Here is a 15,549-nt window from a genome sequence, read left to right as displayed (position 1 = left end):
CTGGAGGTGCAGTGGCAATCTTTACGGACCCCATCAGGGAGCACGCTGATTTCGGGCCGGGGGATGCCGAGTGGCTGCACCTTCTGGTGGGCGACTGGCAGATGGTGGCCGACCTCGCGTTTGCCGACCTGGCCCTGTGGTTTCCCCATCCGGAGTACGGCTACGTCGCCTTGGCACACGTCAGGCCCTCCACGACACATACGGTGTTCCACGCCGACTTCGTCGGGGAGGGCATCCGGTCGGACCTGCGGCCGCTGGTGGACAAGGCGTGGGAGAGCCGCACCATCGAGCGTTCCAGTGAGACGAACTGGAGCAGCGACATGGCACTGCGGGTTGAAGCCGTACCGATGGTCAGGAACGGCCGGACCCTGGCGGTGGTCACATCCCACATGGACCTGTCCAGCTCGCGGATGCCGTCCAGGCTGGAGCTGACCTACCGCCAGTGTGCCTATGACCTGTTGCGCATGGGCACACTGGGGCTCTGGCCGGACTTCGCCTCGCCGACGGGATCCCGCCGCGGCGCCCCCCGCGTTGGCGACGGCCTGATCCGCCTCGACGCCGAGGGGATCGTGCAGTACGCCAGCCCGAACGGGGTCTCGGCATTCCGGCGCCTCGGCGACGGCGAATCACTGGAGGGGCGCTCGCTGGCCGAGGTCACGGCGGGCCTGCTGAAGGACCGCCGCATGGTGGACGAGACGCTGCCGCTGGTTGTCACCGGGCGGATGCCGTGGCGCAGCGAGATTGAATCCCGCGGCGTAAGCCTGTCGCTGCGCGCCATCCCGCTCCGCGACGAGCAGCAGCGCTTCGGTGCGCTGGTCCTCTGCCGCGACGTGTCCGAACTGCGACGCCGCGAGATGGAGCTGGTCACGAAGGATGCCACCATCCGTGAAATCCACCACCGGGTCAAGAACAATCTGCAGACTGTTGCCGCGCTGCTGCGCATGCAGTCCCGCCGAATGGTCAGCGACGAGGCAAAGCAGGGGCTGGAGCAGGCCATGCGCCGGGTGGCAACGATTGCCCTCGTGCACGAGACGCTCTCGCAGGGGCTGACCCAGAGCGTTGACTTTGATGAACTCATCGGACGCCAGTTCCGTCTTTCCGCAGAAGTGGCGTCACCGTCCCAGCAGGTGCGGACGCAGCGGTCGGGGTTGTTCGGTGAGCTTCCCAGCGACTTCGCGACGCCGCTGGCACTGGTGATCAACGAGCTCGTCACCAACGCTGTTGAGCACGGGCTGGAGGGACGCACGGGCACAGTGTGGCTGCTCGCCGACCGGTCGGCCGGCGAGGACGACGAGGAACTGCTCACCGTCACCGTCGCGGACGACGGCGTCGGCCTGCCGGAGACACCGCATGTGGAGGGCCTCGGGCTTCAGATTGTCCGGACGCTGGTCACGAGCGAACTCGGCGGCACCATACAGTGGCAGCCCCGCGAGGGCGGCGGCACTGCGGTGCAGATTGTGCTGAGCCTGGCAAACCGTTAATAACAAGGCGACTAATAACAAAGGCGACGGCCGCGGACCTTGGGTCCGGGGCCGTCGCCTTTTGTTTTGATGCGTTTACTGCTGGGGGGCCGCGTCAGGAAGCGCGGCGGGCCCTGGCGGCCCGGCGCTTCAGTGCACGGCGCTCGTCCTCGCTCATGCCGCCCCACACGCCGGCATCCTGTCCGGACTCCAGCGCCCACTGCAGGCAGGTGTCAACGACCGGGCACCGGCGGCAGACACTCTTGGCTTCTTCAATCTGCAAAAGCGCGGGGCCGGTGTTGCCCACGGGGAAAAACAGCTCCGGGTCCTTGTCGAGGCAGGCCGCGCGGTTACGCCAATCCATGCTGATCAGTCACTCCATTCCTGGGAAGTCAATACCCTTTGTGAAAATATTCACTAGGGCTTACATAGGAAAGGGGCCCTGCAGGGCCCCCTTGGTCATCTGGATCAAGCGTTTCATGTTAACGCTGTGTAAACAAGGGGTAGTGGACCACGAAATCCCCAGGAAACGTGAGCGATGCATCACATCGGCGGGCTGCCCCGCCGTGTGTCGACTATCTCGGGTAGTGTGCCAGTGTGTCAAGACCCCCAAAGGACCCGTCCGGCCCGGCCGCTGACGCCGGAGACAGTGGAATGCCGGAGGACCGGGGCCCAGCCAAACCAAGGCCTTCGAGCCGCGTCCGTCCCCGCGCCGTCGCCGTGATCTCCGGGATTGTGGCCGCCGAGGCCACGGCCCTGCTGGCCGCGGCAGCCTGGTACGGATTCCAGCTGGCCAGTGGGGCGCCGGTGATGTCCTTTTGGGGTGCCGTTTTCACGCTAGGCCTGCTGCTGGCCTTTGCATCGTGGCTGTTTGCCGTTGCCGTGTTCCTGTTCCGGGGCTTCCGCTGGCCGCGGGCCGGTGCGCTGGTGGCCCAGCTGTTCGTGCTGACTATTGGCTTCCCCACGCTCACTGGCGGACTCCCCGTGGCCGGCGCCGCGATGCTGATCCCGGCCGCCACAGCGATCATCCTGCTGTTCGACAAGCGCGTGATTCGCTTCGCCTCCCGCGCCGCTTCCGATCCGCCGGCACTCTAGAGCCTCCTGACATCTTCGGACACCGCCAGCTGGACGGGGATTGCCGTGCCGTCTGCCACGAGCAGGGCGCGTCCTGGCGGGGGATGGGAATCCAGCTCAATCCGCAGTCCAAAGATGTCGCCGTCAAGCGGACTGCGGGGCGCAATAAGGATGCCCCTGCCGCCACTGCGGGCGGCCAGCGCGAGCGGGACACGCTGCAATAACGACTGGCTGAACGCGGCTGAAAAAATTACCGCCCAGCCGCGGGAATTCAGCTCCACGAGCTGCTGGTGGCAGGTGGCGGGCAGCATGTCGGCATCGTCGACAAGGAGCAAGGCGTCCCCCGGCAGGCGTCCCGCCGCGGCATCGCGGTGGACCTCTGTCCAAAAGTCGGCCGGACTGGGCTCCGGGCCGGGGTGCAGCCACCCGGAGACCGACGGGTTGAGCGCAGGCAGGGAAGCCAGGAACGATGACTTGCCCGAACCCGCGCTGCCCAGCACGGCAAGGACGGTTCCTCGTGGCAGGCGCACGGCGGCAGGGGCCGGTTCGTCCCCGCCCAGGCCGACGATCAGCTTCCGGGCGGCTGTACGCATCGGGTGGGGCGCTTCGGGATCTGCTCCGTTCACAGGTGCGTGTAAACCAGGGGTGCCTGAGGTAGGGGCGTCTGAGGCCCGGCTGCCTGATTCCGGTTCGGTTCCGGGCACGCGGGACAGTACGTCTGCAACAGAGAGCTGCACCGGAAGGGGATCCACGCGGAAGGGCCTGACCTGCACCGGCCCCTCCAGCGCTTCGACGGAGGCCATTGCCCGTCCCGGACCGCGCCCGGCTCCAGGGCCATAGAGCTGGCAGACCGCCTGCCGCCCGGCGGACAAGGCACCGGACGCGACGGCGCGCCCCGGAATCGGCGGAAGGTCTGGCATTTTGGGCCATGCCAGCCTGCTCTCGGCGCTGGCGCCCCGCGGGCAGTAGATGCGGTTGGGTATGGATGGAAAGAACCGCGACGTCACGAGTTCGCGGTCGCCGGAGATCACGACCGTGATTCCGGCGGGGCGGCCGTCCCGGACGATGTCCTGGACATGGTCTTCGGCGCGGGTCAGGGGGCCGGAGCGGAGGGCCGACAGCCAGGAACCCCAGCCTGAAATGGCCAGCACCAGTGGCGCGCCGGAGGCCGCCGGGAGCCGGCTGAGCCGCTGGGACATTTCGGCCGCCAGGCGTTCCAGGACACGCACGCCGCGGCGGAGGTCGTGGAGGTTCACAAAGGATCCGGTGCGTTGCGCGCCCGCCAGGCCAGTCAAGGACCCGTCCGCATCGAGGACGTAGAAGTGGCATTCCGTGGGATGGGATAGGAGCTGTCCCATTGCTGTTGACATGGCGTGGGCGGCATCCCGGGATCCCGCGCCGATCAGGGCCAGATGACCATCGGCTCCGGGCCGCCAGGTGAGAGCGGCAAGCCGCTGCTCCTCGGGCAGGTCCAGCAAGCCCAGCCCTACAGCCCAGTCGCCAGCCGTTCCGGGGCCTTCCGCGGTGAGCGCGGCCACGTCATCCGGACTCGCCAGCACGTCCGGCAACGGCGGAGCCACCGGACGGCGCGCCGCGGAACCATCCATCCCGGCCCACAGAGAGGCGGCCAGCTCCACGACCGGCCGGGCTCCGTCCAACGGGGTTGCCGGCGGAGGGCTGACGCCGTTGACGGAAGGCGGCATTGCGAGCGCAACGGCGGTCTCCAGCACCCGGACGCGGCAGGACGCAGAATCGTCCTCGGTGCCGGCAACCGACGCCGACTGGAACTCCTCGGCAGCCTCGGCACCCCTGGCCAGGTAGGCGCGGCCGGGCCGGTTGACGGGTATCGCCGAGGCCGCATTCGTGCCGATCACATCGGCTGATTCGTGCGCGGACTGCACACGCAGGGCGATGCTCGTTGTGACGTTCGCGCGGATGTCCGCCGTGAGAGCTCCCTGCGGGCGCTGTGTCGCCATGATCAGGTGGATGCCCAGCGACCGGCCAATGGCGGCAACCCTCATCAGCTCGGCCAGGGTCTCAGGAGCGTCCTCGACGAGCATCCGGAACTCATCAATGATGAGGATCAGCTGGGGGAGCGGCGGTCCGCCGGCCGGGGACAGGCGATAGGCGGCCAGGTCCGGGGCATCGGCGGCGGCCAGCAGCTGCTCACGCCTGCGGACTTCTGCCCGCAGTGACACGATCGTGCGCTCCAGCTGACTGCTGGCAAGGTCCGTCAGCATGCCGACGCAGTGCGGGATGCCAGTCAGCGGGCTGAGCCCCGTCCCGCCCTTGAAATCGAAGAAGAGGACATTAACGCGGTCCGGCGGATAGCACAGAGCGAGCCCGGCGGTAATGGTGCGAAGCAGCTCCGACTTCCCGGAACCTGTGGTGCCCGCAACGAGGACGTGCGGGCCATCTGCTTCAAGGTCCAGGACGCGCACCCCCCGGGCTGTGCGGCCCAGGGGGGATGGTGAGGCCTGGCTTCAGCCTGCCCGCCGCCCAGCGCTTAGCCGTCGCAGCTGCCGACAGGTCAAGGAGATCGCCCAGTCGGGAGCGTGTCGGCACGGATTGCCCGCCGGCCGATACGTCAGGGAGCGACTGCCCGTGCATCCGGCAGTAGCGGTCGAAAACGCCGGACGGCACGAGGTCTGCGACGAAGCGGTGACATGAACCGCGCGCCCGAAATACTGCCCCGCGCCCGCCGAGCTCAATATCGGTTTCCGCTGGCTGCTGTCCCCGGCCCGGGAGGTGCACCACCCGCCAGCCCAGCCCCCGGGCGGTCGGGATGATGCCGGCTTCGGGGGTGCCGTCTGCCGTGCCGCCAAACAGCAGCAGGATGCGGGGCACGCCGTTCCCGCCGGACGTGTCCGTCAGGGCCGCCATGGTGTCCGCCATCCTTGAATGGAGGGAGACCCCTGGCAGAAACCGTGCTGCGAGCGGAAGGACGGAAGCCGGTCCGTGAATCGCGATCCGGGTACCCCTGGCCAGCGGATACCCGGTGAGCTGCATCAGGATCGAGTGGGCCAGGCCGTGAACCTCTGATTCCGGCCCCCGGACCGAAACGACCGCAAGGCCCGGGTCGAGGAGGAGCGGCACCGCCCCGAGCCGAGGGGGTTTGAAGCCGGGCTGGTCCGGCTCCAGGCGTATGTTGGCCGGTTGATCGGCCAGGCCGAGTCTGAGCCAGACGCCGGGCGGAGGCATCGGCGCCGGATCTTGGGTGTACTTCGATGGCTCCCATCCGGTCTCCCGGACGGGAGCGGCGGGGCTCGGTCCGGGAACCCCAGCGCCCAGCGCAAGGGCGGCAGCCGACGGTGCGGACCGCCGTCGTCGTTGCAGATCCTGCGCAGCTGCCGCTGCGACTGCCGATCTGAGTTCACGGCGCTGCCGTGCGCCCGAGACCAGGGGGACAAGGAGAGTCACTGCCGATACCGCCGTGAAGGCCAGAAACATCCACGACCCCGTCACCAGCGCCAGCCCCACGCCCATGATCACGGGGAGAACGGCCCCGAGAACCAGCACTGACCGGCCCGCCGGCGCGACCGGGCGCGACACGGTCAGCGGCTCCGCCACGGGGCTGCCGGCAAACCCTAGGTCAGCGTCCCGTGCGTCCGACGGCGCAGCCAGCACAACAGACATGGAGGAATTGCCGCAGCGGATGCGGGAACCGATCGCGACGGCCGTTTTTGATACCCGTTTGCCGTCGACTTCGGTTCCGTTGATGCTGCCAAGGTCCACGAGGGTCAGGGCTGTATCCGAAACCTCAATTCTGGCGTGCTCGCGGGAAAGATCGGCATCCGGAACGGTCAGCTCAGCGTTGGTCCGGCCGATCCTGTAGCTTCCCCGGCGCAGGGGAAGAACAGAACCTGCTGCGGGGCCACTGTCCACCGCGAGGAGCACGGCAGCGGGCAGTTCGCCGGCAGTTCCCGGCTCGGAACCAGGGCCGTCGGCGCGGCCGTCCACCAGGACAGCCCCGTTGACCAGGGGCGCCGTGCCGAGGGTCAGCCCTTTGAGCGGCAGGCTGGCCACAGTCAGTCCGCGCGTCTGGAAGCGGCGCGACAGCTCCGCCTCCATGTCCGTGCCCGGGCAGCCGTCCGGGGCCGCAACCGTCAGCTCGACCGGCCCGGCCGGGGAGCCGGACCCGGTGGAAACGGCCCCGGGGGCGCGGACGAGAGTGCATTGCAGATGCACCGGCGACCTCCGTTCCTCGGGAAAACCTGGGCACCACGCTAGTGTCGGCGCGGCCGGAATGGACGCGTGAATTTGTCCATGTGGAAAACCCCGCGCGCTTCTGCGGGCTGCAGAGTCCGGCTACGCCGACGAGGTCGCGGAATCGGCGTAAGGTCCGGTCAGCGGATAGTGTTAAGCAAAACCGGGTGTGGCAGCGTGGCTGCCGCCTGCCAGTCCTGAGAGAAAAGGCTTCTGACTCGTGAAGATTGCTGTAATTGCGTTGGGAAAGATCGGGCTGCCGCTGGCCGTCCAGTTTGCTTCCAAGGGCCATGACGTCGTCGGCGTCGACGTCAACCAGCAGGTCGTGGAGCTGATCAACGCGGGGACCGAGCCGTTTCCGGGCGAGGCCCACCTGCAGGAGAAACTTTCCGAACTGGTGCCGGCGGGCAAACTGCGCGCCACCACGGACTATGCCGAGGCTGTCCCCGGCGCCGACGCCGTCGTGCTGGTTGTCCCGCTGTTCGTGGACGCCGACGCCAAGCCTGATTTCGGCTGGATGGACGGCGCAACCGCTGAGCTGGCCAAGCACCTGACCCCGGGCACCCTGGTGTCCTATGAGACAACCCTGCCCGTGGGAACCACGCGTACGCGCTGGAAGCCCGCACTGGAGGCTGGCTCCGGGCTGGTTGAAGGCCAGGATTTCCACCTCGTCTTCTCCCCGGAACGCGTGCTGACCGGACGGGTGTTCGAGGACCTGCGCAAGTACCCCAAGCTGGTAGGCGGTCTGTCCGAGGCGGGCGCAGCCAAGGCCGTTGAGTTCTACGAAGCCGTGCTGGACTTCGATGAGCGTGCTGATCTTCGCCGGCCGAATGGTGTGTGGGATCTGGGATCCGCGGAAGCGTCCGAGCTGGCCAAGCTTGCCGAGACCACGTACCGCGACGTGAATATCGGGCTGGCCAACCAGTTCGCCCGGTTCGCCGGAACCGCGGGCATTGACATCTACCAGGTCATCGAGGCCTCCAACTCGCAGCCGTACAGCCACATCCACCAGCCGGGCATCGCCGTCGGCGGCCATTGCATCCCGGTCTATCCGCGCCTGTACCTCTGGAACGACCCCGAGGCGACGGTGGTCCGGGCCGCCCGTGCCGCCAACGCAGACATGCCGGACTACACTGTTGGCCTCCTTGAAGGGGCATACGGCGACCTCACCGATGCCCGTGTGGTGGTGCTGGGCGCCGCCTACCGCGGCGGTGTGAAGGAGACTGCCTTCTCCGGCGTTTTCGACGCCGTTGCCAGCCTCGAGAAGCGCGGCGCCGTCGTGACGGTCCACGATCCGCTTTACACGGACGCCGAACTCGAGAAGCTCGGCTTCACCGCGTACCACGTTGGCGAACCCGTCGACGCGGCCATCGTGCAGGCCGACCACGCCGAATACCGCACGCTGTCCCCAGCTGACCTCCCTGGCATCAAGGCATTTATTGACGGCCGCCGGGTGAGCTCCGCCGACCAGTGGGACGGCGTCGTTTACCGCGTTATCGGCAAGGCCTGAGAGCGCTTCGCGGCAGCCTTTGCCGCTGCGGCCCGGCCGCAGCGGCACTTCTGAGAGGAACCAAAGTATGACGACGACCATTGCTCCGAGCGCCGACGTTTCGGACCAGGCGATCCTCGGCGACGGAACGAAGATCTGGCACCTGGCCCAGGTGCGCGAACAGGCGAACCTTGGTGCGAACTGCATCGTGGGACGCGGCGCCTACGTCGGCACCGGCGTGCAGATCGGCGAGAACACCAAGATCCAGAACTACGCCCTGGTGTACGAGCCGGCCAAGCTCGGCAAGGGTGTCTTCATCGGTCCGGCCGTAGTCCTGACCAACGACACCTACCCGCGGTCGGTCAGCCCCGACGGCTCCCTCAAGAGCGCCCACGACTGGACGCCGGTGGGTGTGACCATCGAGGACGGCGCCTCCATCGGAGCCCGGGCCGTGTGCGTTGCCCCGCTGACGATCGGGCGTTGGGCCACGGTTGCGGCCGGGGCCGTCGTCACCAAGGATGTCCCGGCCTTTGCCCTGATGGCCGGTGTCCCGGCCCGCCGCCTTGGCTGGGTGGGCAAGGCCGGCGAGCCGCTGCGCCAGGAGGGCGACTTCTGGGTCTGCCCCGCCACCGGCGCCAAATACATTGAAGACGGAAATTCCCTGAAAGAGTCTGAGGAGAACGCATGAGCTACGACTTTATCCCCGCGGCGAAGCCGATCATCGGCGACGACGAGCGGGCCGCCGTCGACGCCGTTCTGGCCACCGGAATGCTGGCCCAGGGCCAGCAGGTCGCCGAATTCGAGAAAGAATTCTCCGAGGTACTCCTCGACGGCCGCCCATCCGTGGCCGTGAACTCCGGCACCTCGGGACTGCACCTCGGGCTCCTGGCCGCCGGCGTCGGGGCGGGCGATGAAGTCATCGTTCCCTCGTTCACCTTCGCCGCCACCGGCAACTCCGTGGCGCTGACCGGCGCCACCCCCGTGTTCGCCGACATCGAACTGGACCACTACACACTGGATGTGGACCACGTCGCCTCGCTGATCACGGACAAGACCAAGGGCATCATGCCCGTGCACCTGTACGGCCACCCGTTCAACGTCGAGGGACTCGGCAAGCTCGCCGCAGAGCGCGGGATCGACCTCTACGAGGACGCCGCCCAGGCCCACGGCGCCAGCTTCAACGGCCAGAAGGTCGGAACGTTCGGCAAGTTCGCCATGTTCAGCCTCTACCCCACGAAGAACATGACGTCCGGCGAGGGCGGCATGGTCTCCACGCCGGACAGCACTGTGGAGCGGAACCTGCGCCTGCTGCGTAACCAGGGCATGGAAAAGCAGTACGAAAACGAGCTCGTGGGCTTCAACGCCCGGATGACCGACCTGCACGCCTCCATCGGCCGGGTCCAGCTCAAGAAGGTCCTCGGCTGGACCGAACAGCGCCAGCAGAACGCGGCCTTCCTGACCGCCAACCTTCAGGGCGTCGGCACACCCAAGGTCGCCGAGGGCGCTTCCCACGTCTACCACCAGTACACGATCCGTGTGCCGGAGGACCGCGACGGACTGGCCAAGGCGCTCCGCGAGGAATACAACATCGGCACCGGCGTGTACTACCCGGTTCCGAACCACCGGCTGCCCTCGTTCAACCGCACCGAGGATCTGCCGAACACGGAAATTGCTGCCAAGGAAGTCCTTTCCCTGCCGGTGCACCCGTCCCTGAGCCAGAACGACCTGGACCGCATCGTCACCGCCGTCAACAAGCTCGTCCAGGCAGGTGCCTGATGGCTAACCTGCGCGTCGGCCTTATTGGCCTGGGCATGATGGGCCGCCACCACGCGCGCGTGGTGCGGGAGCTCGACGGCGTCGACCTGGTCGCTGTCGCCGACTCCTTCGGCGACCCGCACGGCGTTGCCGGCCAGCTGGATGTCCTGTCGTCCGTGGAAGAGCTCATCGCCGCCGGCATCGACATGGCAGTGGTGGCCGTCCCCACCGGCCTGCACGAAGAAGTCGGACTCGCACTGGCCGACGCCGGCGTCCACACCCTCGTGGAGAAGCCGATCGCCTCCAGCGCGGAGGCCGGACAGCGCCTCGTCGACGCCTTCGAAGCCAAGGGGCTGGTCGGCGCCGTGGGCCACATCGAACGGTTCAACCCGGCACTGCAGTCGCTGCGCAAGCGGATCGAAGCCGGCGAGCTGGGCGAGGTCTACCAGATCGCCACCCGGCGCCAGGGCCCTTTCCCGGCCCGGATCGCCGACGTCGGCGTGGTCAAAGACCTCGGCACTCACGACATCGACCTGACCGCATGGCTGGCGCAGAGCCGCTTTGAGTCGATCTTCGCCCGCACCACCACCCGCAGCGGCCGCCCGCACGAGGATATGGTGGCCGCGACAGGTCAGCTGGGCAACGGCGTCATCACCAACCACCTGGTCAACTGGCTGTCCCCGATGAAGGAACGCCTCACCATCGTCACCGGTGAGAAGGGCGCATTCGTCGCTGACACCATCACGGCAGACCTGACGTTCTTCGAGAACGGCACCGTCGCCACCGAGTGGGAGTCCATGGCCGCGTTCCGTGGCGTTTCCGAAGGCAACGTCACCCGGCTCGCCATCGCCAAGCCGGAACCGCTGCGGACCGAACACGAAGCATTCCGCGACGCCGTCCTCGGACTGCGCAGCGATGTCGTCACCATGCGCGAAGGCCTGGACACGCTCCGCGTGGCCGAAGCCGTGCTGGAATCCGCCACCAACCGGCAGATCGTGAAGATTGCTGCTTCGTGAGTGAAAACCGACCTGTCAGGGTCACCGTGGCAACCCGGCTCTTCACCCCGGAAGTGGGTGCGGCCTCGTTCAGGCTGAAAGCCCTCGTGGACGGCCTGGCGGCCAAGGGCGCCGACGTCAGCGTCGTCACCACCAGGCCGCCCAAGGGATCGCCGGAGTTCAAGCCCCGTTACCAGGTCTCCCGGTGGCCCGTGCTGCGGGACGCCGGGGGCAATGTGCGCGGCTATGTGCAGTACATGAGCTTTGACGTGCCCGCCTTTTTCCGGCTGCTGTTTTCGCGGGCCGACGTGGTGGTCTCGGAACCGCCGCCCACCACCGGCGTCGTAGTGGCACTGGCATCGGCCCTGCGGCGCAGGCCCTTTGTCTACTACGCGGCCGACATCTGGACTGAAGCTTTGTCCGCCACAGACGTGCCCGGCGTCGTCATCCGCGTGATGCGCGCCGCCGAAGGCTTTGCGCTGCGCAGGGCGGCCAGGGTGATCGCCATCTCGGATGCCGTGGCTCAGAAGGTCGAGCAGTTCGGCGTCCCGCGGAACCGCGTCACCGTCGTCGGCAACGGGATCGATACCTCGGTGTTCGGGCCCAAGGGGGAGACCGCCGGGTCCGACGGACCCTATTTCGTGTACACCGGAACCATGTCCGAGTGGCAGGGTGCCGACATCTTCATCCGTGCGCTGCCCGCCGTGCTCGCCCAGCACCCCGGCGCCAGCATCCGTTTCTTCGGCCAGGGTGCCGACGAACCCCACCTCAGGGAGCTTGCAGAGAAAACAGCGCCCGGCCGTGTGACGTTCGGCGGGGTCATTCCCCCCGCCGATGCGGCCCGCTGGATCCGGGGGGCAGCCGCAGCCCTGGTCAGCATCAAACCGGGCCAGGGCTACGACTTTGCCAAGCCCACCAAGATCTATGCCGCCGCTGGCTGCGGGACGCCCGTTGTCTTCGCGGGAACGGGGGAGGGCGCGGCGCTCGTCTCCGGCAACGGACTTGGCGAAGCGGCCGGCTACGACGTGGACAGCGTCGCCGCCGCCATGTGCCGTGCCGCGGCCGGTGCAAAATCCGGCGGCAACGCGGACGGCCGGAATGCCAGGGCCGGCTGGGTGCTGCAACATGCGTCGCTGGCAACGTCAGGACAGCATGCCGCCGCTGAAGTGCTGGCCACCGTTCCGTCCGGGGCATAGTCTGCGGCGTCAGACCAGCGCCGGGATGGCCGCCCTCGCCGCCGGTGAACCGCATTCGGCGCCGTCGGGCCGGCATGCGGCGGCCGCCCCGGAATACGGGACGCTTTTTAACTTCGGGTAGTCTAGACCCGGCAGATAGGGCTGCTGAACCCTGCCACCAAAACACACAGGAGAGTTGTGAACGCTGATCTCGTCGTAGTCGGTTCGGGTTTTTTTGGCCTGACAATCGCGGAACGCGCCGCCACGGAGCTGGGGCTAAAGGTTGCCGTCCTGGACCGCCGCCACCACATCGGCGGCAACGCGTACAGCGAAAATGAGGCCAAGACCGGCATCGAGGTCCACCGGTATGGCGCCCACCTCTTCCACACCTCCAACGAGCGCGTCTGGGAGTACGTGAACCGCTTCACCGCGTTCACCAGTTACCAGCACAAGGTCTACACCAGCCACAAGGGCGAGGTGTACTCCATGCCCATCAACCTGGGCACCATCAACCAGTTTTTCCGGTCCTCCATGGGGCCTGGCGAGGCACGTGCCCTCATCCAGGAGCAGGCCGGCGAACTCGCAGGCACCGATCCGCAGAACCTGAACGACAAGGGCATCCAGCTGATCGGCCGGCCCCTCTACGAGGCGTTCATCAAGTACTACACGGGCAAGCAGTGGCAGACCGACCCCAAGGACCTGCCCGCGGAGATCATTTCCCGGCTCCCGGTCCGCTACAACTACGACAACCGCTACTTCAACGACACGTATGAGGGACTGCCGGTTGACGGCTACACGGCGTGGATCGAGCGGATGGCAGACCACCCGAACATCGAGGTCCACCTCAACACGGACTTCTTCGACGGCGGCGAATTCGGCCGGGAGGCCGTGCGCGGCCAGGTGCCGGTCATCTACACGGGCCCCGTGGACCGTTACTTCGACTACGCCGAAGGCGACCTGTCCTGGCGCACCATCGACCTCGAGGAAGAAGTGCTCCCGATCGAGGACTTCCAGGGCTGCTCGGTGATGAACTACCCGGACGAGGACGTCCCGTACACCCGGATCCACGAGTTCCGTCACTTCCACCCCGAGCGGGACTACACGAAGGACGCCACGGTCATCATGCGGGAGTTCTCCCGCTTTGCCGAGAAGGGCGACGAGCCCTACTACCCGGTGAACACCGCGGTAGACCGCGAAAAGCTCCTGGCCTACCGCGACCTGGCCCGCGGCGAGGAGTCCGTGCTGTTCGGCGGCCGGCTGGGAACCTACAAATACCTCGACATGCACATGGCCATCGGATCGGCACTGAGCATGTTCGACAACAAGATCAAGCCGCACTTCAGCGGCGGTGCGAAGCTGGAAAGCGGAGGAGTAGACGCATGAGCGTAGCGACGGAGTTCCGGCAGGGAACCGAACCGGGCACTGACGGGACCGTGTGGAAGACAGTCCACCGCGTTGTTTTCCCGGTCGACGGCGATACCGACACCCTCCCGCTGTACGTCGACTTCGACGCCGCACGCCGTGTGGTGGAGTCACAGGAGGCCGGCAGCAAGAGCGGCGCAGCCTCGCCGATGGTATCCCAGCGCAGTGAGATGCGTTCGGACTTTATCCTTGGCCGCCGCGAACTGTCGCTGCCTGCACACCGCCGAGTTTCCTTCGGCACGTACTTCAACGCGTTCCCGGCCAGCTACTGGCGGGCCCACACCGACGTGCAGCAGGTCCGCCTGAGCATCGAGGTGGACGCCGAGGCGACGGTCATCGTCTACAAGTCCAGCCCCCGCGGCAGCTCAAACCGGGTCCAGAGCCTGCACGTCACGGGCGGCACCACCGCCACCTGCGACCTGTCGCTGGCCACTTTCGCCGACGGCGGCTGGTACTGGTTCGACCTCGTCGCCCACGGCCAGGATGTGAAGCTGAAGCAGGCCGACTGGTCTGTTCCCCAGCCCGAGGGGTTCACCCCCGGGTCACTGTCCATTGCAGTGACAACGTTCAACAGGCCGGACTACTGCGTCAAGCATCTGCGGACGTTTGCCGAGTCCGAGGATCTGCTGGCGGTCATGGACCGGCTCATCGTCACCGACCAGGGCAACCAGAAGGTCCGGGACGAGCCGGGCTTCGACGAAGCCGCAGCGGTGCTCGGCGACAAGTTCAAGCTGGTTGAGCAGGGCAACCTCGGCGGATCCGGCGGCTTTGCCCGCGGCATGCACGAGGCCGTCGAAGGCGGCGAGAGCAAGTACGTCATGCTCCTTGACGACGACGTCGTCGTGGAGACCGAAGGCGTCCTCCGGGCCGTCAATTTCGCCGACTTCACCCGCAGCGCCACCATCGTGGGCGGCCACATGTTCAACCTCTTTGAACGCTCCGTCATCCACAACTTCGGCGAGGGCATCAACGAGTACCGGTTCCAGTACCAGCCGATCGGCGAGGGGCAGAGTGCCCATGACTTTGCCGCCAGCAACCTGCGCACCACCCCGTGGATGCACCGGCGGATCGACGTCGACTACAACGGCTGGTGGATGTGCCTGATCCCGACGTCGATCATCAGGGAAATCGGCCTGGCACTGCCCGTCTTCATCAAGTGGGATGACGTCGAATACGGCATCCGTGCCAAGGCAAACGGCTACACGACCGTGAGCCTGCCCGGTGCGGCGGTCTGGCACATGCCCTGGACCGAGAAAGACGACACCATCGACTGGCAGGCCTACTTCCACCAGCGCAACCGGTGGGTGGCGGCAATGCTGTACTCGCAGTACGAAAAGGGCGGCCGTCTTCCCATCGAGAGCTTCCTCCAGGATGTCCGGCACCTGCTTTCACTCCAGTACTCGGCGGTGGAGCTGAGGAACCGTGCGCTCAAGGACCTGCTCGACGGGCCCTCGCACCTGCACCGGACCATCGGCGGCAAGCTCCCCGAGATCCGCAAGGTCCGCTCGGAATTCCCGGATGCCCAGGTCAGCAAGGACCTCACCGAGTTCCCCGCCGTCAAGCGGCTGCACCTGCCGAAGTTCGGCATGGTTCCCACCCGGCCCAAGAACTTTGCGCAGACCCTGTCCAGCGCGCTGTCCGGGGCGATCCGCCAGCTCCGCCCCGTGGACCCGGCCGCAACACAGCACCCCGAGGCAGTGGTACCGGCGGCGGATGCGCGCTGGTGGCGCCTGTCGCACCTGGACTCAGCACTGGTGTCGGCTTCCGACGGTACCGGCGCCTCCTGGTACCGCCGGGACAACGTCCGCTTCCGCAAGGAGTTGCTGCGCAGCCTTGCCCTGCACACACGCGTGCTGGCCCGTTGGGACGAGCTCTCCGCGTCCTACAAGAAGGAACTGCCCAACTTCACGTCCCCGGATGCCTGGGCGCAAGACCTTCGCGGCCAACTCCGGCTCCGGCGCTGAACAGCAGAA

General features: G+C 67.2%; 12 protein-coding genes. 9 read left to right on the top strand and 3 right to left on the bottom strand.

The genetic code is table 11. From position 1 onward, the window contains the following. The first annotated feature begins 11 nt into the window (after window positions 1–11). The gene (locus tag QF036_RS17620) at window positions 12–1,481 is read left to right on the top strand and encodes a sensor histidine kinase (RefSeq protein WP_307103933.1); all 1,470 of its coding nucleotides are present in this window, start codon (window positions 12–14) and stop codon (window positions 1,479–1,481) included. Window positions 1,482–1,575: 94 nt separating this feature from the next. Here QF036_RS17620 and QF036_RS17615 read toward each other — a convergent pair whose 3' ends face one another. Beyond that, window positions 1,576–1,824, bottom strand: a complete 249-nt coding sequence (locus QF036_RS17615; RefSeq protein ID WP_003804966.1) for a WhiB family transcriptional regulator — start codon at window positions 1,822–1,824, stop codon at window positions 1,576–1,578. 233 nt (window positions 1,825–2,057) lie between these two features. On the opposite strand from QF036_RS17615, the gene QF036_RS17610 reads away from it, so the two are divergent. After that, the gene (locus QF036_RS17610) at window positions 2,058–2,555 is read left to right on the top strand and encodes a hypothetical protein (protein WP_373460175.1); all 498 of its coding nucleotides are present in this window, start codon (window positions 2,058–2,060) and stop codon (window positions 2,553–2,555) included. Here the strand turns inward: QF036_RS17610 and QF036_RS17605 are convergent. Continuing rightward, window positions 2,552–4,975 (bottom strand): FtsK/SpoIIIE domain-containing protein, encoded by a 2,424-nt coding sequence (locus QF036_RS17605; protein WP_307103932.1) that lies wholly within the window; start codon window positions 4,973–4,975, stop codon window positions 2,552–2,554. The genes QF036_RS17610 and QF036_RS17605 overlap by 4 nt on opposite strands. Then, window positions 4,956–6,722 carry an FHA domain-containing protein gene (locus tag QF036_RS17600; protein WP_307103930.1) on the bottom strand — a complete coding sequence of 589 codons (1,767 nt, stop codon included), beginning with the start codon at window positions 6,720–6,722 and terminating at the stop codon, window positions 4,956–4,958. The genes QF036_RS17605 and QF036_RS17600 overlap by 20 nt, the downstream gene beginning before the upstream one ends. 238 nt (window positions 6,723–6,960) lie before the next feature. Between QF036_RS17600 and QF036_RS17595 the strand changes: the two genes are divergently transcribed. The 7 genes from QF036_RS17595 to QF036_RS17565 all read left to right on the top strand — a co-directional run bounded on the left by QF036_RS17595 (window position 6,961) and on the right by QF036_RS17565 (window position 15,540). After that, window positions 6,961–8,250: a nucleotide sugar dehydrogenase gene (locus tag QF036_RS17595; protein WP_307103928.1), complete on the top strand. Its 1,290-nt coding sequence runs from the start codon at window positions 6,961–6,963 to the stop codon at window positions 8,248–8,250. A gap of 67 nt (window positions 8,251–8,317) precedes the next feature. Next, complete coding sequence (locus QF036_RS17590) at window positions 8,318–8,917, top strand: acyltransferase (protein ID WP_307103926.1); 600 nt, start codon at window positions 8,318–8,320, stop codon at window positions 8,915–8,917. Further along, the gene (locus tag QF036_RS17585) at window positions 8,914–10,005 is read left to right on the top strand and encodes a DegT/DnrJ/EryC1/StrS family aminotransferase (protein WP_307103924.1); all 1,092 of its coding nucleotides are present in this window, start codon (window positions 8,914–8,916) and stop codon (window positions 10,003–10,005) included. The genes QF036_RS17590 and QF036_RS17585 overlap by 4 nt, the downstream gene beginning before the upstream one ends. Next, on the top strand, window positions 10,005–11,000 hold the full coding sequence (locus tag QF036_RS17580) for a Gfo/Idh/MocA family protein (protein ID WP_307103922.1): 996 nt from the start codon (window positions 10,005–10,007) through the stop codon (window positions 10,998–11,000). Before QF036_RS17585 ends, QF036_RS17580 begins: the two co-directional genes overlap by 1 nt. Further along, the gene (locus QF036_RS17575) at window positions 10,997–12,175 is read left to right on the top strand and encodes a glycosyltransferase family 4 protein (protein ID WP_307103920.1); all 1,179 of its coding nucleotides are present in this window, start codon (window positions 10,997–10,999) and stop codon (window positions 12,173–12,175) included. Before QF036_RS17580 ends, QF036_RS17575 begins: the two co-directional genes overlap by 4 nt. A gap of 177 nt (window positions 12,176–12,352) precedes the next feature. Beyond that, entirely contained in the window at window positions 12,353–13,537 is a 1,185-nt protein-coding gene (glf, locus tag QF036_RS17570) for a UDP-galactopyranose mutase (RefSeq protein WP_003804944.1), read from the top strand. Further along, complete coding sequence (locus tag QF036_RS17565; RefSeq protein ID WP_307103916.1) at window positions 13,534–15,540, top strand: glycosyltransferase; 2,007 nt, start codon at window positions 13,534–13,536, stop codon at window positions 15,538–15,540. The genes glf and QF036_RS17565 overlap by 4 nt, the downstream gene beginning before the upstream one ends. The last annotated feature ends 9 nt before the right edge of the window (window positions 15,541–15,549 follow it).

Source organism: Arthrobacter globiformis, from assembly GCF_030817195.1.
Classification (GTDB): domain Bacteria; phylum Actinomycetota; class Actinomycetes; order Actinomycetales; family Micrococcaceae; genus Arthrobacter; species Arthrobacter globiformis_D.
Note: the sequence above shows the minus strand (reverse complement) of the source record. Positions and strands in the feature narration are given on the sequence as shown.